17 protein-coding genes are annotated in these 20,780 nt (G+C 60.6%); 4 read left to right on the top strand and 13 right to left on the bottom strand.

All coding sequences use genetic code 11. The annotated features are described in order from the left end of the window. Nucleotides 1-235 precede the first annotated feature (235 nt). The 8 genes from J3P96_RS18305 to J3P96_RS18270 all read right to left on the bottom strand — a co-directional run bounded on the left by J3P96_RS18305 (nucleotide 236) and on the right by J3P96_RS18270 (nucleotide 9,893). Nucleotides 236-997, bottom strand: coding sequence for a secretin N-terminal domain-containing protein (locus J3P96_RS18305; RefSeq protein ID WP_434652804.1), 762 nt, complete (start codon nucleotides 995-997; stop codon nucleotides 236-238). 247 nt (nucleotides 998-1,244) lie between these two features. Then, nucleotides 1,245-1,670: a GNAT family N-acetyltransferase gene (locus J3P96_RS18300; RefSeq protein ID WP_434603710.1), complete on the bottom strand. Its 426-nt coding sequence runs from the start codon at nucleotides 1,668-1,670 to the stop codon at nucleotides 1,245-1,247. Then, nucleotides 1,663-2,829, bottom strand: coding sequence for a cupin domain-containing protein (locus J3P96_RS18295; protein ID WP_305495555.1), 1,167 nt, complete (start codon nucleotides 2,827-2,829; stop codon nucleotides 1,663-1,665). Before J3P96_RS18295 ends, J3P96_RS18300 begins: the two co-directional genes overlap by 8 nt. A gap of 84 nt (nucleotides 2,830-2,913) precedes the next feature. After that, on the bottom strand, nucleotides 2,914-4,284 hold the full coding sequence (purB, locus tag J3P96_RS18290; RefSeq protein ID WP_434603714.1) for an adenylosuccinate lyase: 1,371 nt from the start codon (nucleotides 4,282-4,284) through the stop codon (nucleotides 2,914-2,916). A gap of 190 nt (nucleotides 4,285-4,474) precedes the next feature. Further along, the gene (hflD, locus tag J3P96_RS18285) at nucleotides 4,475-5,098 is read right to left on the bottom strand and encodes a high frequency lysogenization protein HflD (RefSeq protein ID WP_434652801.1); all 624 of its coding nucleotides are present in this window, start codon (nucleotides 5,096-5,098) and stop codon (nucleotides 4,475-4,477) included. Beyond that, the gene (mnmA, locus tag J3P96_RS18280; protein WP_434652799.1) at nucleotides 5,095-6,219 is read right to left on the bottom strand and encodes a tRNA 2-thiouridine(34) synthase MnmA; all 1,125 of its coding nucleotides are present in this window, start codon (nucleotides 6,217-6,219) and stop codon (nucleotides 5,095-5,097) included. Before mnmA ends, hflD begins: the two co-directional genes overlap by 4 nt. Nucleotides 6,220-6,278: 59 nt before the next feature. Then, nucleotides 6,279-6,725 carry an NUDIX hydrolase gene (locus J3P96_RS18275; RefSeq protein WP_434652797.1) on the bottom strand — a complete coding sequence of 149 codons (447 nt, stop codon included), beginning with the start codon at nucleotides 6,723-6,725 and terminating at the stop codon, nucleotides 6,279-6,281. Nucleotides 6,726-7,667: 942 nt separating this feature from the next. Beyond that, on the bottom strand, nucleotides 7,668-9,893 hold the full coding sequence (locus J3P96_RS18270) for an NADP-dependent isocitrate dehydrogenase (protein ID WP_434652795.1): 2,226 nt from the start codon (nucleotides 9,891-9,893) through the stop codon (nucleotides 7,668-7,670). A gap of 481 nt (nucleotides 9,894-10,374) precedes the next feature. On the opposite strand from J3P96_RS18270, the gene icd reads away from it, so the two are divergent. After that, nucleotides 10,375-11,631, top strand: a complete 1,257-nt coding sequence (gene icd, locus J3P96_RS18265; protein ID WP_305495545.1) for an NADP-dependent isocitrate dehydrogenase — start codon at nucleotides 10,375-10,377, stop codon at nucleotides 11,629-11,631. A gap of 76 nt (nucleotides 11,632-11,707) precedes the next feature. Here the strand turns inward: icd and J3P96_RS18260 are convergent, their stop codons facing one another. After that, nucleotides 11,708-12,007: a cold shock domain-containing protein gene (locus J3P96_RS18260; protein ID WP_434624690.1), complete on the bottom strand. Its 300-nt coding sequence runs from the start codon at nucleotides 12,005-12,007 to the stop codon at nucleotides 11,708-11,710. A gap of 224 nt (nucleotides 12,008-12,231) precedes the next feature. Between J3P96_RS18260 and clpS the strand changes: the two genes are divergently transcribed. Continuing rightward, nucleotides 12,232-12,594, top strand: coding sequence for an ATP-dependent Clp protease adapter ClpS (clpS, locus tag J3P96_RS18255; RefSeq protein ID WP_305495541.1), 363 nt, complete (start codon nucleotides 12,232-12,234; stop codon nucleotides 12,592-12,594). Between the two features lie 29 nt (nucleotides 12,595-12,623). Beyond that, the gene (clpA, locus tag J3P96_RS18250) at nucleotides 12,624-14,894 is read left to right on the top strand and encodes an ATP-dependent Clp protease ATP-binding subunit ClpA (RefSeq protein ID WP_305495539.1); all 2,271 of its coding nucleotides are present in this window, start codon (nucleotides 12,624-12,626) and stop codon (nucleotides 14,892-14,894) included. Nucleotides 14,895-15,153: 259 nt separating this feature from the next. On the opposite strand, the gene infA is transcribed toward clpA, so the two are convergent. From infA to trxB, 4 genes are all read right to left on the bottom strand, one after another. Then, nucleotides 15,154-15,372 carry a translation initiation factor IF-1 gene (gene infA / locus J3P96_RS18245; RefSeq protein WP_002553999.1) on the bottom strand — a complete coding sequence of 73 codons (219 nt, stop codon included), beginning with the start codon at nucleotides 15,370-15,372 and terminating at the stop codon, nucleotides 15,154-15,156. Between the two features lie 157 nt (nucleotides 15,373-15,529). Beyond that, nucleotides 15,530-16,237, bottom strand: coding sequence for an arginyltransferase (locus J3P96_RS18240; RefSeq protein WP_305495537.1), 708 nt, complete (start codon nucleotides 16,235-16,237; stop codon nucleotides 15,530-15,532). Nucleotides 16,238-16,294: 57 nt separating this feature from the next. After that, the gene (gene aat / locus J3P96_RS18235; protein WP_434569012.1) at nucleotides 16,295-16,975 is read right to left on the bottom strand and encodes a leucyl/phenylalanyl-tRNA--protein transferase; all 681 of its coding nucleotides are present in this window, start codon (nucleotides 16,973-16,975) and stop codon (nucleotides 16,295-16,297) included. 67 nt (nucleotides 16,976-17,042) lie between these two features. Then, the gene (gene trxB / locus J3P96_RS18230) at nucleotides 17,043-18,002 is read right to left on the bottom strand and encodes a thioredoxin-disulfide reductase (protein ID WP_434603730.1); all 960 of its coding nucleotides are present in this window, start codon (nucleotides 18,000-18,002) and stop codon (nucleotides 17,043-17,045) included. Nucleotides 18,003-18,336: 334 nt separating this feature from the next. On the opposite strand from trxB, the gene J3P96_RS18225 reads away from it, so the two are divergent. Beyond that, a complete protein-coding gene (locus tag J3P96_RS18225) occupies nucleotides 18,337-20,742 on the top strand; it encodes a DNA translocase FtsK (protein WP_434569010.1) in 2,406 nt (801 codons plus the stop codon). Nucleotides 20,743-20,780: the final 38 nt, after the last annotated feature.

Genomic DNA, 20,780 nt, shown 5'->3' with positions numbered 1-20,780 from the left:
GGACAACTTCGTTCCAGTCGCAACCTCGTCAAACACACCTTGTGGGCGGTACAGACACGAATCGGCTCGCAGGGTAGTTGCAAGCGTCGACCCGAAGGCCCTTGCCAGGGCCCCTGATTAGCGGGAGCGAGGCCATCATGCCTTCGGTTTTTTGGCTCGTCAAACGTTTTGTAGTGCTTTTTTTCAGGCACTACATCTTTGGTCTAATACGACTTATCAGTCAGTTTCTGGTGCTTCAGTTCAGCGTATCGACCTTGACCCGCAAAATCATGTCATCCCGGCCTTGGGTCGAGTAGCTGCGGGTCAGGCCTTGTTTATCGGCCTGATTCTGCCGATTCACCCCGGCCAGGGTGATCCACTCGCCCAGGCGCCCGCTGACGGTTGTGTCGGTGCTTTGCACGTTCACTACATCGGGACGTTCCTGGCTCATGCGGTCACGGTTGGTGCTGATGCTCAGATGAACGGTCTCGCCGGTGACGCTGGCCGTTACGTAAAAACCCTGGGTGACGTTGCGGTATTCGGTCTGGCTTTGCATGCGCCCATAGCCATCGGTCTGGTTGCTGGTGAAGGGCACGCTCTGGCCCACCTGGATCAGCGCCGGCTGGCCCTCGCTGGCCTGGATCTGCTGCACGCCGCCGTCACGGCTGGCGGTGCTGCGGTTGATGATGCGGGTCTGGCTGGGTGCGGCGCCGTTGATCGAGTAACCCTGGTCGCCTTGCAGGTTGTTTTCATTGGTGTCGACCGTGATCAGCAAGCGCTTGGGAGCCACGTCGAGCTGCGCCAGGAATTGTCGAAGTTCTTCGATCTTGCCAGGTTCGGCGTTGACGATCAGCTGGTTGCCGTAAGCGCTGACCTGGCCATCCTTGCCGACGAAGTTCTGCGCCACCGGCAGCAAGTCCGCGCTGGTGCGGTAGTTCAGCGGCACGATTTCGGTAGCCGCCATGACTGACAGGCTGCAACCGAGCAGCAGGGTGGTCAGCAGGGTACGTAGGGACATGTCCATTTCTCCGCGAGACAAAAGCTGGATATTGCCAGTTTGTCGGCCCCGGGTGGGGCAAGTTGAATGGTAGACGGCAAAACGCCCCGGCATCGGTGGATGGCGGGGCGTTTTGGGCGTTGCAGGATGTTGTTGCAGGGCTGCCTTTGTGGCGAGGGAGCTTGCTCCCGCTGGGTCGCGAAGCGACCCCAAAAAGCGGGGGCCGCTGCGCAGCCCAGCGGGAGCAAGCTCCCTCGCCACAGGGGTATTAGGTCGAATGACGCACCATGTCCACATGAGGAATCCCGGCTTCGAGGAACTCCTCGCTGACCACCGCAAAACCCAGTCGCTCGTAGAACGGCGTGGCGTGCACCTGAGCGCTGAGCATCTGCTGCTTGAGCCCGCGCTTCTCGGCCTCGGCGATTGCTGCGTGCATCAGCGCATCGCCGACTTTCAGGCCGCGCCAATCCTTCAGGACCGAGACGCGGCCGATATGGCCATCGGTCAGCAGGCGCGCGGTGCCGATGGGGAAGTCGCCTTCGAAGGCCAGGAAATGCACGGCATCCTGATCGTCCGAATCCCACTCCAACTCCGGCGGCACGGATTGCTCGGCAATGAATACCGCTTCACGAATGCGCCGGATCTCGGCGTTATCCTTTTGCCAGTCTGCGACACGAACGTGAATTTTATTCATCGGCGAACCCCAGGCTACCTTGCTTGACCAATTCATGAATGAGGCCGCGACCGTCCTCGTCGGCCAGCCATGGGCCGAGGTTTTCGATGTGCAGCGCGTCGGCGGCACAGATCATCTTCAACAGGTCGCGCAATTTGCCCGGCAAATAACGGCTCTGGCCGCTGGCGAACAGCAACAGGTCGTCATCGACTTCCGACCAGGCCAGGCGAGCGCTCGGGTTGCGAATGATCACCGCGCCCTGTTCCAGGCCGGCCAGCAGATCGTCCTCTTCCAGCTCTGGGCCGACGACCAGTTCCGGATAGCGCGGCTCGGTCATGAACTGGCCGAACCAGGTCAGCAGCAGGCGCTCGTCGCTCATGTGCTCGGCCAGCAGGCCCTTGAGGCGGTCCAGGGCGTCATGCTGGATCTGATGCGGGTCGGCGACAGGCCGCGCATCGGCGTCGGTGTAGCGCTCTTCGTCCGGCAGGAACTGGCTGAGGAAGTCGGTGAAATGGGTCAGCACCTCGGCGGCGCTAGGTGCGCGGAAACCCACCGAATAGGTCATGCAGTCATCCACGGCGACGCCGCAGTGGGCCAGGCGCGGCGGCAGGTAGAGCATGTCGCCAGGTTCCAGGACCCATTCCTCGGTCGCCTCGAAATCGGCGAGGATGCGCAGGTCTGCATGGGGCAACAGCGGGCTTTCGGAGTTGCACATCTGGCCGATTTTCCAGTTGCGCTTGCCGTGGCCCTGCAGCAGGAACACATCGTAGTTGTCGAAATGCGGGCCGACGCCGCCACCTGGGGCAGCGAAGCTGATCATCACATCGTCGATGCGCCAGCTCGGCAAAAAGCGGAAATGCTCCAGCAGCTCGCTGACTTCCGGTACGAACTGGTCGACCGCCTGCACCAGCAGGGTCCACTCGCGCTCCGGCAGTTTGCTGAATTCGTCTTCGGCGAACGGGCCGCGACGCAATTCCCAGGGGCGCTCGCCGTGTTCGATCACCAGGCGTGACTCGATCTCTTCCTCAAGCGCAAGGCCGGCCAGTTCGTCGGCGTCGATCGGGCTTTCGAAGTCAGGAATGGCCTGGCGGATCAGCAGGGGTTTCTTCTGCCAGTAGTCGCGCAGGAACTCCCGTGCCGTGATACCGCCCAGGAGTTGCAGTGGAATGTCAGAATTCATGTGTAACCTATTGAAAAAATATACTTTTCAGACGCGAATAAAAACGCCCGGCGCGGCCGGGCGTCTCAAAGGTGAAGCGATGTGTCAGATGCGCTTGGCTTGTGCCGCCGCGTTGCCGATGTAGCTGGCCGGGGTCAGCTTCTTCAGCTCTGCCTTGGCCTCGGCAGGCATGTCCAGGCCATCGATGAAAGTCTGCAACGCGTCCGGGCTGATGCCCTTGCCACGGGTCAGTTCTTTCAGCTTTTCATAGGGGTTTTCGATGTTGTAGCGACGCATCACGGTCTGGATCGGCTCGGCCAGGACTTCCCAGCAGGCATCCAGGTCGGCGGCGATTTTCTGCTCGTTCAGTTCCAGCTTGCTGATGCCCTTGAGGCTGGCCTCATAGGCGATGACGCTGTGGGCAAAACCTACGCCCAGGTTGCGCAGCACGGTGGAGTCGGTCAGGTCGCGCTGCCAGCGGGAAATCGGCAGCTTGCTCGCCAGGTGCTGGAACAGCGCGTTGGCGATGCCCAGGTTGCCTTCGGAGTTTTCGAAGTCGATCGGGTTGACCTTGTGCGGCATGGTCGAGGAACCGATTTCGCCGGCGATGGTGCGCTGCTTGAAGTAGCCCAGGGAGATGTAGCCCCAGATGTCACGGTCGAAGTCGATCAGGATGGTGTTGAAGCGCGCGATCGCGTCGAACAGCTCGGCGATGTAGTCATGCGGTTCGATCTGGGTGGTGTACGGGTTGAAGCTCAGGCCCAGCTCGTCTTCGATGAAGGCGCGGGCGTTGGCTTCCCAGTCGATGTCCGGGTAGGCCGACAGGTGGGCGTTGTAGTTGCCCACGGCGCCGTTGATCTTGCCCAGCAGTGGCACGGCGGCTACCTGGGCGATCTGGCGCTCCAGGCGATACACCACGTTCGCCAGTTCCTTGCCCAGGGTGGTCGGCGAAGCCGGTTGGCCGTGGGTGCGCGACAGCATCGGCACGTCGGCGAAGCGGATCGCCAGTTCGCGGATGGCCTGGGCGGTCTGGCGCATCAGGGGCAGCATCACCTCGTCACGGCCTTCGCGCAGCATCAGGGCGTGGGACAGGTTGTTGATGTCCTCGCTGGTGCAGGCAAAGTGGATGAACTCGCTGACGTTGGCCAGTTCCGGCAGCTTGGCCGCCTGCTCCTTGAGCAGGTATTCGATGGCCTTGACGTCGTGGTTGGTGGTGCGCTCGATCTCTTTGACGCGCTCGGCGTGCTCCAGCGCGAAATCGTCGGCCAGGGCGTTCAGTACCGCGTTGGCTTCGGCGGAAAAGGCCGGTACTTCGCCAATGCCAGGGTGAGCGGCCAGGCGCTGGAGCCAGCGCACTTCAACCAGAACGCGGGCACGGATCAGGCCGTACTCGCTGAAAATAGGGCGCAGGGCCTGGGTTTTGCCGGCGTAGCGGCCGTCTACAGGGGAAACCGCAGTGAGCGAAGAGAGCTGCATGGGGTGTTCTCGGACAGTCGGGCAACGAAATGGGGCGCGTATCATACATGAAATCCAGCGCCGGTCCGTTGCCAACTGACCGGCGTGTTACGCGTATCGAGATAAAACTGTTCATTACCTGTGGCGAGGGCGCTTGCTCCCGCTGGGCTGCAAAGCAGCCCCTCAATGTCCACAAGCAGGTCGAGGCGACTTATTCGTTGCGCATCAACGGGTAAAGCTCTTTCAACAATTTGCGCCGGCTGATCACCAGCTGCCAGCGATGCCCACCCAGTTGTCGCCACAGCCGCGCCGAGCGAATCCCGGCCAGCAACAGGGCGCGGATCTTCGAGGCGTTACTTGGCTGCTGCAGGTTGCGCATGTCGCCGTGCACCTGGATGCGCTGGCGCAGGGTACTCAAGGTGTCCTGGTACAGCGCGCCGCAAGCGGCGATCACGTTTTCGTGGGACGGGCCGAAGTGTTCGACCTGGGACTGGATCTGCGGCAAGCGTTTGCCGATGGTGTCCAGCAGGTCGTCGCGCTTGGCCAGCTGACGCTCCAGGCCCAGCATCGACAGGGCGTAGCGCAGCGGCTCGCGTTGCAGGGCGCTGGGGTCGCGCTCCAGGGCGCCGATCAGCGCACGGTAGCCTTCGCGCAGGTTCAGGTCATCGCCACCATAGACTTCCAGGGTGTCCTTGGGGTCGCGTACCAGCAGGCTGCCGAGCATGCAGCCCAGGCCGGCTTCGGTGGCCTGGCCGGTCTTGGCGATCCGGTCCACCAGCACCGCGGCGAGAAACACCCCGCCGAGTGCCGTCAGTTGTTCCTGGATCGGCGTCATGCCTGGCTGCTCCATGGCTCGGCGACTTCTATCACGCCGCCGCCGAGGCAGATTTCACCGTCGTAGAACACCACGGACTGGCCGGGCGTGACCGCGCGCTGCGGATCATCGAACGTGGCGCGATAGCCGCTGGCGGTTTTTTCCAGGGTGCAGGGCTGGTCGCTCTGGCGATAGCGAACCTTGGCCGTCAGGCGGCGCGGTTCGCGGAGGTCGATCGGGTTGACCCAATAGATATCGGAGGCGAGCAGGGCACGGGAAAACAGCCATGGATGGTCATTGCCCTGGCCAACGATCAGCTCGTTGTGCTCCAGGTCCTTGACCAGCACGTACCACGGCTCTTCGCCGGCGTCTTTCAAGCCGCCGATGCCCAGGCCCTGGCGCTGGCCGATGGTGTGGTACATCAGACCATGGTGGCGGCCGATGACTTCGCCTTCGGTGGTCTTGATCTCGCCCGGCTGGGCCGGCAGGTATTGCTTGAGGAAATCGCTGAAGCGCCGTTCGCCGATGAAGCAGATCCCGGTGGAATCCTTCTTCTTGGCGGTGGCCAGGTCATGTTTCTCGGCAATTGCGCGCACTTCGGGTTTTTCCAGCTCGCCCACCGGGAACAGGGTCTTGGCGATCTGTTCACCGCCGACGGCGTGCAGGAAATAACTCTGGTCCTTGTTCGGGTCCAGGCCCTTGAGCAGCTCGGTACGACCGTCGATGTCGCGGCGGCGCACGTAGTGACCGGTGGCGATCAGGTCGGCGCCGAGCATCATGGCGTAGTCGAGGAACGCCTTGAACTTGATTTCGCGGTTGCAGAGGATGTCCGGGTTCGGCGTGCGACCGGCCTTGTATTCGGCGAGGAAGTGCTCGAACACGTTGTCCCAGTATTCCGCGGCGAAGTTGGCGGTGTGCAGCTTGATGCCGATCCGGTCGCAGACGGCCTGGGCGTCCGCCAGGTCGTCCATGGCGGTGCAGTATTCGGTTCCGTCGTCTTCTTCCCAGTTCTTCATGAACAGGCCTTCCACCTCATAACCCTGCTCGATCAGCAGAAGGGCGGAAACGGAAGAGTCCACGCCGCCGGACATGCCGACTATGACGCGTTGCTTGGGGGTGTGCGAAGAGGCTGGATCACGCATAGGAATTCAATGAGTGTCTTGAAAAAGGACGCGATTCTATCAGGCCCGGGCGTGCAAGGCTAAAGAGAAGGGCGGATAAGCTCCAGGCTGTGGCGATGGCCGGCCAGGTAATCGTCGATGCAGCGGATGACCAGCTCGCTGCGCCAGCGGTCGCGCTGTGTCAGCAATTCGTCGCGGGTCAGCCACTTGGCGCCGAGGATGCCGTCGTCCAGTTGATAATCCGGGTGGTGTTTCAGGGCTTTGGCGGCGAAGCAGACCCGCTGGTAGGTCACGCCGTTGCTCGGGGCGGTGTAGAGGTAGAGGCCGGTGACGCTGGTGGGTTCGACGTCCCAGCCGGTTTCTTCGAGGGTTTCGCGTATGGCGGCTTCGATCAGTGTTTCGTTCGGGTCCAGGTGGCCGGCGGGCTGGTTGAGCACTGCTCGTCCGCCTTTGGATTCTTCGACCATCAGGAAGCGGCCGTGGTCTTCGACGATGGTGGCGACGGTGATGTGGGGTTGCCAGTTCATGAGACTCCTCTATTTCTCGGATTTTGTTGGCTGAGTACATATCCATTGCTGCGGTCACGGCTGCTTAGGGTTCCGCCCTTACGGCGGGTCACTTTTCAGACGCCAAAAAAAGTAACCAAAAAGGCTTTGGGGGTATGACTCACCCACATAGGTTACAAATCAGTTCACTCACATAGGTAACAGTTTTTAACTGGCAGGGTCGGTTTTCGAGGATCTGACCGTGCCATGGCGAGACCTATGGACCTGAAACTGCTATTCATCGCGGACTACATCAAAGGCCCGCCCAGCTATACCCCCATCTAATTGTGGGAGCGAGCCTGCTCGCGAAGGCGGCCTGATAGCTGGCCGGGATTTTGTTGGCTGGGTACATATCCATTGCTGCGGTCACGGCTGCTTAGGGTTCCGCCCTTACGGCGGGTCACTTTTTTCAGACGCCAAAAAAGTAACCAAAAAGGCTTAGCCCCACCACTCGGTGCCTCGCCTAGGCTCGGCATGCCCTCACTCCGGCATTGCTCCGTGGGCCGCCGCGAAGGGCCATCCATGGCCCAGCGCGGCTAACCCGGCATCCATGCCGGGTTGCCCACTGCGCAATGCCTGCGTTCGGCCATCGTGGTTAACGGGGCGCCTCAGATCAAGATCAAGATCGAAAGCGAGGCGGCCTGATAGCCGGCCTGTCTCTTTGGCTATACCCCGATCTAATTGTGGGAGCGAGCTTGCTCGCGAAGGCGGCCTGACAGCCGACCTGTCTCTGCCGGCTCTGCTTCAATCCCCCTGTGGGAGCGAGCTTGCTCGCGATAGCGGTGGGTCAGTCAGCATCTGAATTGAATGATGAATCGCAATCGCGAGCAAGCTCGCTCCCACAGGGGGAAATGATTGTCAGGTGGTGGCCCGGAAACACAAACCCCGGCACAGGGCCGGGGTTTGTGGTGTTTCCTTGCAACCTTATACCAGCGCAGCAATCGCCGCGTTGAAGGTGTTGCTCGGGCGCATGGCCTTGCTGGTCAGCTCAGGGTTGGCGAAGTAGTAGCCGCCGATGTCCACTGGCTTGCCTTGGACCGCGTTGAGCTCGGCAACGATTTTTTCTTCGTTGTCGGTCAGGGCCTTGGCCAGGGTGGTGAACTGCGCCTTGAGCGCTGCGTCGTCATCCTGGGCGGCCAGTGCCTGGGCCCAGAACAGGGTCAGGTAGAAGTGGCTGCCGCGGTTGTCGATGCCGCCGACCTTGCGCGAAGGCGACTTGTTGCGGTCCAGGAATTCGCCAGTCGCCTGGTCGAGAGTCTTGGCCAGCACCAGTGCTTTCGGGTTGTTGTAGGTCACGCCCAGGTGTTCCAGGGATGCGGCCAGGGCCAGGAACTCGCCCAGGGAATCCCAACGCAGGAAGTTCTCTTCCAGCAATTGCTGCACGTGCTTGGGTGCCGAGCCGCCGGCGCCGGTTTCGAACAGGCCGCCACCGTTCATCAGTGGCACGATCGAGAGCATCTTGGCGCTGGTGCCCAGTTCCATGATCGGGAACAGGTCGGTCAGGTAGTCACGCAGTACGTTGCCGGTCACCGAGATGGTGTCCTTGCCTTCGCGGGTACGCGCCAGGGTGAACTTCATCGCGTCGACAGGCGACATGATGCGGATGTCCAGGCCGCTGGTGTTGTGATCCTTCAGGTAAGCCTGGACCTTCTCGATCATCACGCCATCGTGGGCGCGCATCGGGTCGAGCCAGAAGATTGCCGGGGTGCTGCTGGCGCGGGCGCGGTTGACGGCGAGCTTGACCCAATCCTGGATCGGCGCGTCCTTGGTCTGGCACATGCGGAAGATATCGCCAGCCTCGACGTTCTGCTCCAGCAGGGTGCGACCGTTGTTGTCCGAGACGCGGACCACACCGTCAGTCTTGATCTGGAAGGTCTTGTCGTGGGAGCCGTACTCTTCGGCTTTCTTGGCCATCAGGCCGACGTTCGGCACGCTGCCCATGGTGGTCGGGTCGAAGGCGCCGTGTTGCTTGCAGTCTTCGATCACGGCCTGGTAGATGGTCGCGTAGCAGCGATCCGGGATCACGGCCTTGGTGTCGTGCAGCTGGCCGTCGGTGCCCCACATCTTGCCGGAGTCACGGATCATGGCTGGCATCGAGGCGTCGACGATGACGTCGCTCGGCACGTGCAGGTTGGTGATGCCTTTGTCGGAATTGACCATCGCCAGTGCCGGACGAACGGCATAGACCGCCTGGATGTCGGCTTCGATCTGCGCCTGCTGCTCGGCCGGCAGGGCCTTGATGCGGGCGTACAGGTCGCCGATGCCGTTGTTCAGGTTGAAGCCGATCTGCTCCAGTACCTGGGCGTGCTTGGCCAGCGCGTCCTTATAGTACTCAGCCACGATCTGGCCGAACATGATCGGGTCGGAGACCTTCATCATGGTCGCTTTGAGGTGAACCGACAGCAGCACGCCTTTCTGCTTGGCGTCTTCGATTTCGGCGGCGATGAAATTGCGCAGGGCATTTTTGCTCATGACCGCGCAATCGAGGATCTCACCGGCTTGGACGGTGGTTTTTTCCTTCAAAACAGTGGCAGTACCGTCCTTGGCGATCAGCTCGATCTTTACGCTGCCCGCGGCGTCGATCAGGGCGGCTTTTTCGCTGCCGTAGAAATCGCCGGTGCTCATGTGGGCCACGTGGGATTTGGAATCGGCAGCCCAGGCGCCCATCTTGTGCGGGTGCTTGCGAGCGTAGTTCTTCACCGACAGCGGCGCGCGGCGGTCGGAGTTGCCTTCGCGCAGGACCGGGTTCACGGCGCTGCCCTTGACCTTGTCGTAACGGGCGCGGACTTCTTTCTCGGCGTCGGTGGTCACGGTTTCCGGGTAGTCTGGCAGTGCGTAGCCCTGGGCCTGCAATTCCTTGATCGCGGCCTGCAGTTGCGGCACCGAGGCGCTGATGTTCGGCAGCTTGATGATGTTGGCTTCAGGCGTGACGGCCAGGTCGCCCAGTTCGGCGAGGTGGTCGGCTACGGCTTTGTCACCCAGTTGCTCGGGGAAGCTGGCCAGGATGCGCCCTGCGAGGGAGATATCGCGGGTCTCCACGGCGATATCGGCCGAAGCGGTGAAGGCTTCGACGATCGGCAGCAGCGAATAGGTGGCGAGGGCAGGCGCTTCGTCGGTGAAGGTATAGATGATCTTCGAGCGGGTGGGCATATTCGGATTAACTCTCTTCTTTGCTAAAGCATGCGCAGAAACTCGAGGGGCGCCGGGTAAGCGCGTTCGTTCAAAGTCATCCGTGAGCCGAATGTCGAGGTTTCTTCGCGGTGATGTTGGGTGCATCAGTCGAGCGTCAAGCGGTCGGGCCGCGGTAACGGTCCGGCTTTCAAATTGGCGGAAAGTCTCGTGATAGAGCCGTCAGCCGTCGTGACCCTGTGGTCAGCGGCGGCATTATACATAGGTAGCTGGCGATCTGCCGACGGTTCATAGACTTCCGTACACGTCCATTGGTCTAAACGTCGCAGGCCGCGGGGCTGGACTATGCTCAAGTTTGGCGCTTTTCCCTTGGTTTTCAGGCTTGTACGCGGCGAACTCGGTTTATTTGCCGAGGACGGGCCGAACGTAGGGTTTGCGTGCCGATACAACTGGGGTACGCTCGAACGCAGCCAGATGTTCAATCCAAGCAATGGAGTTCAGCATGGGGTATCAAAAGATTCAGGTTCCAGCCGTCGGTGACAAAATCACCGTCAATGCAGACCATTCTCTTAATGTTCCCGACAATCCGATCATCCCTTTCATTGAAGGTGACGGTATTGGCGTTGATATCAGTCCGGTCATGATCAAGGTTGTCGATGCCGCGGTCGAGAAGGCTTATGGCGGCAAGCGCAAGATTTCCTGGATGGAAGTCTATGCCGGTGAAAAAGCCACCCAGGTCTACGACCAGGACACCTGGCTTCCCCAGGAAACCCTGGACGCGGTCAAGGACTACGTGGTTTCCATCAAGGGCCCGCTGACCACGCCGGTCGGTGGCGGTATCCGCTCGTTGAACGTCGCGCTGCGCCAGCAGCTGGACCTGTATGTCTGCCTGCGCCCGGTGCGCTGGTTCGAGGGTGTGCCAAGCCCGGTGAAGAAGCCTGGCGATGTCGACATGACAATCTTCCGCGAGAACTCCGAAGACATCTATGCAGGCATCGAGTGGAAGGCCGGTTCGGCCGAGGCCACCAAGGTCATCAAGTTCCTCAAGGAGGAAATGGGTGTTACCAAGATCCGCTTCGACGAAGATTGCGGTATCGGCGTCAAGCCGGTTTCCAAGCAGGGCACCAAACGTCTGGCGCGCAAAGCCTTGCAATATGTTGTCGACAATGACCGCGACTCGCTGACCATCGTGCACAAAGGCAACATCATGAAGTTCACCGAAGGTGCCTTCAAGGAATGGGCCTACGAAGTGGCGGCCGAAGAGTTCGGCGCGACCCTGCTCGACGGCGGGCCCTGGATGCAGTTCAAGAATCCGCGGACCGGCAAGAATGTCGTGGTCAAGGATGCCATCGCCGACGCCATGCTCCAGCAGATCCTGCTGCGCCCGGCCGAGTACGACGTGATCGCGACCCTGAACCTCAACGGCGACTATCTCTCCGACGCCCTGGCGGCCGAAGTGGGCGGTATCGGTATCGCGCCGGGCGCCAACCTGTCGGACACCGTGGCGATGTTCGAGGCCACCCATGGCACCGCGCCCAAATATGCCGGCAAGGACCAGGTCAACCCGGGTTCGCTGATCCTGTCGGCGGAAATGATGCTGCGTCACATGGGTTGGACCGAAGCGGCCGACCTCATCATCAAGGGCACCAACGGCGCGATCTCGGCCAAGACCGTGACCTATGACTTCGAACGCCTGATGGACGGAGCCAAGCTGGTATCGTCTTCCGGCTTTGGTGATGCACTGATTTCGCACATGTAGGCGGATCGTTACGCAACTGGAAACGCCCGGCTCGAGTGATCGATCCGGGCGTTTTGCCTGAGGAGGGGCGGGTGTGTCAGCCTTTTTCGGAGGCGCTGACGTGCTCCAGGGCGTTGACGGATTCGGGCGTGGCGTCGGCGTTGTCCTGCGCGACGGGCGTGATGGCGACTGCGTGTACGCCCTTGGGACCCTGGATCATGCTGAACGACACGGTTTGCCCGGCCTTCAAGGTCTTGTAGCCGTCCATCAGGATCGCCGAGTAGTGAGCGAACAGGTCTTCCTTATTCGGATCGCCATCGCGATTGATAAACCCGAAGCCCTTGGAGTTGTTGAACCATTTGACCTTGCCCTTGAATGTCATCCCGGTACCCGGCATACCAATATCCCTCTGCAACACACCCCGCCATGGGAGTATCATCCTGACCATCCGCCGTCGATCATTGAAATCGGATTGACTTCACGGACCTTTTTAACCCACGGTGGGCTCTATTGGTTGTAACACCGATTTGCCGATAGTCAAGGTGATCGGGCAGTAGCGGTTGAAATCGCCTGCAAGCGGCCCCATCACTGTATTCGCCAACTAAACGAACCTTTCTTTCCATGCATGCAATCAGCCAGATTCGACTAACATTCAATCAGGATCGCCCGGATCTACATGACGACGATTCAGCGGGTATTGCTGTTCAGGAATCAAAGCCCGCTTTACAGGCTCCACCGATGTACAAGGTGGTTTTGTTCAACGATGACTACACACCGATGGATTTCGTCGTCGAAGTGCTCGAGGTGTTTTTTAACCTGAATCGCGAGCTGGCGACCAAGGTCATGCTGGCCGTCCATACAGAGGGACGGGCAGTATGTGGAGTGTTTACCCGCGACATCGCCGAGACAAAGGCCATGCAGGTCAACCAGTACGCCCGGGAAAGCCAGCATCCGCTACTCTGTGAAATCGAGAAGGACGGTTAACGCCGACCACTTGGGTATGAGGTGAAGCTATGTTAAACCGCGAGCTCGAAGTCACCCTCAATCTTGCCTTCAAGGAGGCTCGTTCGAAGCGTCATGAATTCATGACCGTCGAACACCTGCTGCTGGCCCTATTGGATAATGAGGCTGCCGCCACCGTTTTGCGTGCCTGCGGCGCAAACCTCGATAAACTCAAGCATGATCTGCAGGAGTTCATCGACTCCACCACGCCATTGATCCCCGTTCATGACGAGGATCGCGAAACCCAGCCAACCCTGGGCTTCCAGCGTGTATTGCAGCGTGCTGTCTTTCACGTACAGAGCTCGGGCAAGCGCGAAGTCACCGGCGCCAATGTCCTGGTCGCGATCTTCAGCGAGCAGGAAAGCCAGGCGGTCTTCCTGCTCAAGCAGCAGAGCGTGGCGCGTATCGATGTCGTCAACTACATCGCCCATGGCATCTCCAAGGTGCCCGGGCATGGCGATCATTCCGAGGGTGAGCAGGACATGCAGGACGACGAGGGCGGTGAGTCTTCTTCTTCAGGCAATCCCCTGGATGCCTATGCCAGCAACCTGAACGAACTGGCGCGCCAGGGCCGTATCGACCCGCTGGTCGGGCGCGAGGCGGAAGTCGAGCGCGTGGCGCAGATCCTGGCCCGGCGTCGCAAGAACAATCCGCTGCTGGTAGGCGAGGCGGGCGTGGGCAAGACCGCGATCGCCGAAGGCCTGGCCAAGCGCATCGTCGATAACCAGGTGCCGGACCTGCTGGCCAACAGTGTCGTCTATTCCCTCGACCTGGGTGCCTTGCTGGCCGGTACCAAATACCGCGGCGACTTCGAGAAACGCTTCAAGGCGCTGCTCGGCGAGCTGAAGAAACGTCCGCAGGCGATCCTGTTCATCGACGAGATCCACACCATCATCGGTGCCGGTGCTGCGTCGGGTGGCGTCATGGATGCCTCGAACCTGCTCAAGCCGTTGCTTTCCTCGGGTGATATCCGTTGCATCGGCTCGACCACGTTCCAGGAATTCCGTGGCATTTTCGAGAAAGACCGTGCTTTGGCCCGGCGTTTCCAGAAAGTCGACGTCTCGGAGCCGTCGGTGGAAGACACCATCGGCATCCTGCGCGGCCTGAAAGGGCGTTTCGAGCTGCACCACAGCATCGAATACAGCGATGAGGCGTTGCGCGCCGCCGCCGAGCTGGCCTCGCGCTACATTAATGATCGGCACATGCCGGACAAAGCCATCGATGTCATCGACGAGGCGGGTGCCTACCAGCGCCTGCAACCGGTGGAGAATCGCGTCAAGCGCATCGACGTGCCGCAGGTCGAGGACATCGTCGCGAAGATCGCGCGGATTCCACCAAAACACGTCACCAGTTCCGACAAGGAGCTGCTGCGTAACCTGGAACGCGACCTGAAGCTCACGGTGTTCGGTCAGGATGCGGCCATCGACTCGCTGTCGACCGCCATCAAGCTGTCGCGCGCCGGTCTCAAGTCGCCGGACAAACCGGTCGGTTCGTTCCTGTTCGCCGGGCCTACCGGTGTCGGCAAGACCGAGGCGGCACGGCAGTTGGCCAAGGCGCTGGGGATCGAGCTGGTGCGCTTCGACATGTCCGAGTACATGGAGCGTCACACCGTATCGCGGCTGATCGGTGCGCCTCCAGGTTATGTCGGCTTCGACCAGGGCGGCCTGCTGACCGAGGCGATCACCAAGCAGCCGCACTGCGTGCTGTTGCTCGATGAGATCGAGAAGGCGCATCCGGAAGTCTTCAACCTGCTGCTGCAGGTCATGGACCACGGTACGCTGACCGACAACAACGGACGCAAGGCGGATTTCCGCAACGTGATCATCATCATGACCACCAACGCCGGCGCTGAAACCGCTGCGCGCGCTTCGATCGGTTTCACCCATCAGGATCACTCGTCCGATGCGATGGAAGTGATCAAGAAGAGCTTCACGCCTGAGTTCCGTAACCGCCTGGACACTATCATCCAGTTTGGTCGCCTCAGCCATGAAGTCATCAAGAGCGTGGTGGACAAGTTCCTTACCGAACTTCAGGCGCAGCTCGAAGACAAGCGGGTGTTGCTGGAGGTTACCGATGCGGCACGCAGCTGGCTCGCCGAAGGTGGCTACGATGTGACGATGGGGGCACGGCCGATGGCTCGCCTGATCCAGGACAAGATCAAGCGTCCACTGGCGGAGGAAATCCTCTTTGGCGAACTGGCCGAGCATGGCGGTGTGGTCCACATCGACATCAAGGATGGCGAGCTTACGTTCGACTTCGAAACCACGGCAGAAATGGCCTGATCGTTACCTGCAGCAAAGTAAAAAGGCGCCGAGAGGCGCCTTTTTTATTGCTCGAGATTCACACCAATTCTCTGTGGGAGCGAGCCTGCTCCGGGCGGCGTTCCGACGAATTCAATGGCACATTCAATATATGCGCAAGCTGACACGCCGCCATCGCGAGCAGGCTCGCTCCCACAGGGAAGCTGTGTTCTGAAAGATCGGGACAAATCCCAGGCAAACAAAAACGCCCGACATGAGCCGGGCGTTTTGTATTGACTTGTTAGCGAGCGCGGTAAGTGATGCGCCCTTTGCTCAAGTCATAGGGCGTCAGCTCGACGCGCACTTTGTCACCGGTAAGAATACGAATGTAGTTCTTGCGCATCTTGCCGGAGATATGCGCGGTTACGACGTGCCCATTTTCCAACTCCACACGAAACATGGTGTTGGGCAGGGTGTCGACGACAGTGCCTTCCATTTCGAAGCTGTCTTCTTTCGACATGCAGTAAAGCCCTCGGTATCCAGTGAATGGCCCGGTGCAACTGCGCCAGGCAAAAGCGGCGTGCATTGTGCCCGAAAAAGGGGGGGCAAGCCAAGGGGTTCTTGGGATACTCGACGAGTCGGGTACTTGCATCGGGGCACTCATTGCGAGCGAGCCCTTAGTTCAGGACGACCCACCGCTGGTTGATCAGCAATTCAATGGGCCGATATTGGGTCTTGTAGTTCATTTTTTTGCAGTTCTTGATCCAGTAGCCCAAGTACACCGCATCCAGGCCCAGGCGCCGGCACTCGTTGATCTGCCAGAGAATCGCAAAACGTCCCAGGCTGCGTTTTTCTTCGTCGGGCTCATAGAACGTGTACACCGCCGAAAGCCCATTGGGCAGCAGGTCGGTGACGGCGATGGCGACCAGTCGGCCGTCGAGGCGGAACTCGTAGAAGCGCGAGAACGGCAGGTCGCGCACCAGGAACGTCGAGAATTGATCCCGGCTGGGCGGGTACATGTCGCCATCGGCGTGGCGTTGCTCGATATAGCGCTGGTACAGGTCAAAATATTCTTCGGTAAATTGCGGCTTGGCCGGGCGCACCTGCAAGTCGGCGTTGCGCTTGAAAATACGCTTTTGCTGGCGATTGGGTGTGAATCGCGCCACGGGAATGCGCGCCGGAACGCACGCATTGCAGTGTTGGCAATGGGGCCGGTAAAGATGATCGCCACTGCGCCGAAAGCCCATTTCCGACAGGTCTGCGTAGACATGCACATCCATGGGCTGGCTCGGGTCGAGGAACAGGGTCGTGGCCTGCTCCTCCGGCAGATAACTGCAAGAGTGAGGTTGAGTGGCATAGAACTTCAAGCGCGCCAACTCGGTCATGATCAACCCTCGGGATAAAACTTCAATTCAAGTGTAAGCCAGTCGCGCGAATATCGCTCAGCAAAGCCAGGTGGCCTGGTTGGGCTGGTCCAGGTGTGCCTTCAAGTAATCGGCAAACGCCGCGCGGGGAATCGACCGGGCGCCCAGGCTGTGCAGGTGCTCGGTGGGCATCTGGCAGTCAATGAGCACGAAACCCGCTTCCTTGAGATGTTGGACCAGGGTTGCGAAGCCGAATTTCGACGCATTGTCGGCCCGGCTGAACATCGACTCGCCGAAAAACAGTTGCCCCATCGCCAGGCCATACAAGCCGCCCACCAGTTGGTCCTGGTCCCAGACCTCCACCGAATGGGCGAAGCCACGCCGGTGCAGTTCCAGATAAGCGGTCTGCATGGCGTCGGTGATCCAGGTGCCGTCGGCATAATCGCGGGGTGCGGCGCAGGCCTTGATGACCGCCGCGAAGTCCCGGTCGAACGTCACTTGATAGCGCTGCTTGCGCAACAGCTTGTTCAGGCTACGGGAAACATGCAGTTCGTCGGGAAACAGCACGGTGCGCGGGTCCGGTGACCACCACAGAATCGGCTGTCCCTCCGAGAACCATGGAAAACAGCCGTGGCGATAGGCCTGGATCAACCGATCGGCGCAAAGATCCCCGCCGGCGGCCAGCAAGCCATTGGGGTCGCGCATGGCTTTTTCCAGCGGTGGGAAATCGAACGTGTTGCGTTGTAACCAGGTCAGCATCGTTATCCGGACTTGCAGAAGGGGAGGGGAGCGGGCCCTGTCATAGGCCCGCCCTAGAGGTTAACCGTCAAACGGCCGGGATGTCATCGAGATACTTCTCTGCATCCAGCGCGGCCATGCAGCCGGCACCAGCGGACGTAATGGCCTGGCGATAGACGTGGTCAGCCACGTCGCCGGCGGCAAAAACACCTTCGATGTCAGTGGCGGTGGCATTGCCTTCGCTGCCGCCGCGCACAATCAGGTAGCCGTCGCGCATCTGCAACTGGCCCTGGAACAGATCGGTGTTGGGTTTATGCCCGATGGCGATGAACACCCCGGCCAGGGATAACGTGCTGGTATCGCCCGTCTCGCTGTGCCGCAGGCGCGCGCCGGTCACGCCGCTGGCGTCACCCAGCACTTCATCCAGGTTCTGGTTCCAGTGCAGGCGGATATTGCCGTTGGCTGCCTTTTCGAAGAGCTTGTCCTGCAATATCTTTTCCGCGCGCAGCTTGTCGCGGCGGTGAATCAGGTGAACTTCCCTGGCGATGTTCGACAGGTACAAGGCTTCTTCAACCGCCGTGTTACCGCCACCGATAACGGCCACCACCTGGTTTCGATAAAAGAAGCCATCACAGGTCGCGCAGGCGGACACGCCTTTGCCGGCGAAGGTTTCCTCTGAAGGCAGGCCCAGGTATTGAGCCGAGGCGCCGGTGGCGATGATCAATGCATCGCAGGTATAGGTGCCGCTGTCGCCGACCAGTTCGAACGGTCGCTGTTGCAACTTGGCGGTATGGATATGGTCGTAGACGATCTGCGTGTCGAAGCGCTCGGCGTGCCGCTGCATGCGTTCCATGAGTACGGGACCGGTCAGGCCTTCGACATCGCCGGGCCAGTTATCGACTTCGACCGTGGTGGTGAGCTGGCCACCGGCCTGTATGCCGGTAATGACAACGGGTTTGAGGTTGGCGCGGGCTGCATAGACAGCCGCGCTGTACCCTGCAGGGCCCGAACCGAGAATGATCAGGCGTGAATGCTTCGCTTCGCTCATAAAAAACACCTCATAAGCCTTTGTCACAAAAGAGAATGCATGCTCAAATTGGCGCCCGATGACCCGTTTCTGGCCAGGTTGTCGCCGGGCGCGCGGGCAATGCCTCGGGCAAGACAAACCCGTACAATGCTTGAGTTTTGAACGCAGGACGGGCAAAAGGTCAAATCTTCGGCAACACCTGCGGTTTTCCGGACGCATGCCACAGTGGTAAAACATGCCTCAGTGGTAAAAGTAGTACCGGTTGAGCACATTCACTTTTTTACCTGCTCCCCGTGGGCAGTTTTTATAGTCATTCAACAGATGGACGCGCCATTGGCGCAGGAAAAGAAGCGTTTTGAAGAAATCCACCGCAGCACCCAAGACAGTCGTTCCGCTCTGGCGCCAACAATTGCACTACCGGCTCAAGGAAGGTGCGTTGATCGCCATTGGGGCCTTGTGCCTGTTCCTGATGATGGCCTTGCTGACCTACGGCAAGGACGATCCGGGCTGGAGCCACAACAGCAAGATCGAAGACGTGCAGAATTTCGGCGGGCCGGCCGGTTCCTACAGCGCTGACATCCTGTTCATGGTGCTGGGCTATTTCGCCTATATTTTCCCGCTGCTGCTGGCGATCAAGACCTATCAGATTTTCCGCCAGCGCCATGAGCCCTGGCAGTGGAGCGGCTGGCTGTTCTCCTGGCGCCTGATTGGCCTGGTGTTCCTGGTGTTGTCGGGCGCCGCGCTGGCACATATCCATTTCCACGCACCCACCGGCCTGCCGGCCGGGGCGGGTGGTGCGCTGGGCGAGAGCCTTGGTGATCTGGCGCGCAATGCCCTGAATATCCAGGGCAGCACGCTGCTGTTCATCGCACTGTTCCTCTTCGGCCTGACAGTGTTCACCGACCTGTCCTGGTTCAAGGTCATGGACGTGACCGGCAAGATCACGCTCGACCTCATCGAATTGATCCAGGGTGCGCTGAACCGCTGGTGGGCGGCGCGCAACGAACGCAAGCAATTGGTGGCGCAACTGCGTGAAGTGGACGATCGGGTCCATGACGTCGTGGCGCCCACCGTTCCGGACAAACGCGAGCAGGCCAAGGTCAAGGAACGCCTGATCGAGCGCGAGCAGGCCCTGAGCAAGCACATGTCCGAGCGCGAAAAGCAGGTGCCGCCGGTCATCACCATGGCCCCGGCCAAGCCGCCGGAGCAGAGCAAGCGCGTGCAGAAGGAAAAACAGGCGCCGCTGTTCGTCGACAGCGCGGTGGAAGGGACCTTGCCGCCGATCTCGATCCTCGATCCTGCCGAAAAGAAACAACTCAATTATTCCCCCGAATCCCTGGCGGCCGTCGGTCACCTGCTGGAGATCAAGCTCAAGGAGTTCGGTGTCGAGGTGTCGGTGGATTCGATCCATCCGGGTCCGGTCATTACCCGTTACGAAATCCAGCCGGCCGCCGGCGTCAAGGTCAGCCGTATCGCCAACCTCGCGAAGGACCTGGCGCGCTCCCTGGCCGTCACCAGCGTGCGGGTGGTGGAAGTGATCCCGGGCAAGACCACCGTGGGCATCGAGATCCCCAACGAGGATCGCCAGATCGTGCGCTTCTCCGAGGTGCTCTCGACCCCCGAGTACGACAATCACAAGTCACCGGTCACCCTGGCCCTGGGCCACGACATCGGCGGCAAGCCGGTCATCACCGACCTGGCGAAGATGCCTCACCTGCTGGTGGCCGGTACCACCGGTTCGGGTAAGTCGGTGGGGGTGAACGCGATGATCCTGTCGATCCTGTTCAAGTCCGGCCCGGAAGACGCCAAGCTGATCATGATCGACCCGAAGATGCTCGAATTGTCGATCTACGAAGGCATCCCGCACCTGCTGTGCCCGGTGGTCACCGACATGAAGGACGCGGCCAACGCCCTGCGCTGGAGCGTTGCCGAGATGGAGCGCCGCTACAAGCTGATGGCGAAGATGGGCGTGCGCAACCTGTCGGGCTTCAACGCCAAGGTCAAGGAGGCCGAGGAAGCCGGCACGCCGTTGAGCGACCCGCTGTACCACCGCGAAAGCATCCACGACGAAGCGCCGCTGTTGCACAAGCTGCCGACCATCGTGGTGGTGGTGGACGAATTCGCCGACATGATGATGATCGTCGGCAAGAAGGTCGAAGAACTGATCGCCCGTATCGCCCAGAAAGCCCGTGCGGCCGGTATTCACCTGATCCTCGCCACCCAACGGCCGTCGGTTGACGTGATCACCGGTCTGATCAAGGCCAACATCCCGACCCGCATGGCGTTCCAGGTGTCGAGCAAGATCGACTCGCGGACCATCATCGACCAGGGCGGCGCCGAGCAATTGCTCGGCCACGGTGACATGCTCTACATGCCGCCCGGCACCAGCCTGCCGATCCGTGTCCACGGTGCGTTCGTCTCCGATGACGAAGTGCACCGCGTGGTCGAAGCCTGGAAGTTGCGTGGCGCGCCTGAATACAACGACGACATCCTCAACGGTGTCGAAGAGGCCGGCAGCGGTTTCGAGGGCAGCAGTGGCGGCGGTGACGACGATGCCGAGACCGATGCGCTCTATGACGAAGCGGTGCAGTTCGTCCTGGAGAGTCGCCGTGCCTCGATTTCCGCCGTACAGCGCAAGCTGAAGATCGGCTACAACCGCGCCGCACGCATGATCGAGGCCATGGAAATGGCCGGGGTCGTGACGGCCATGAACACCAACGGCTCGCGCGAAGTGCTGGCGCCGGGCCCGATGCGCGACTGACAACCCGGGCGGCGTGATGACGCGCCGCTCGCCCCCCA

Origin of the sequence: Pseudomonas sp. R3-56, from assembly GCF_051132075.1 — a bacterium.
In the GTDB taxonomy this organism is placed as follows: Bacteria; Pseudomonadota; Gammaproteobacteria; order Pseudomonadales; family Pseudomonadaceae; genus Aquipseudomonas.
The sequence above is the reverse complement of the archived record's forward strand: the minus strand, read 5'-3'. Positions and strand labels throughout refer to the sequence as shown.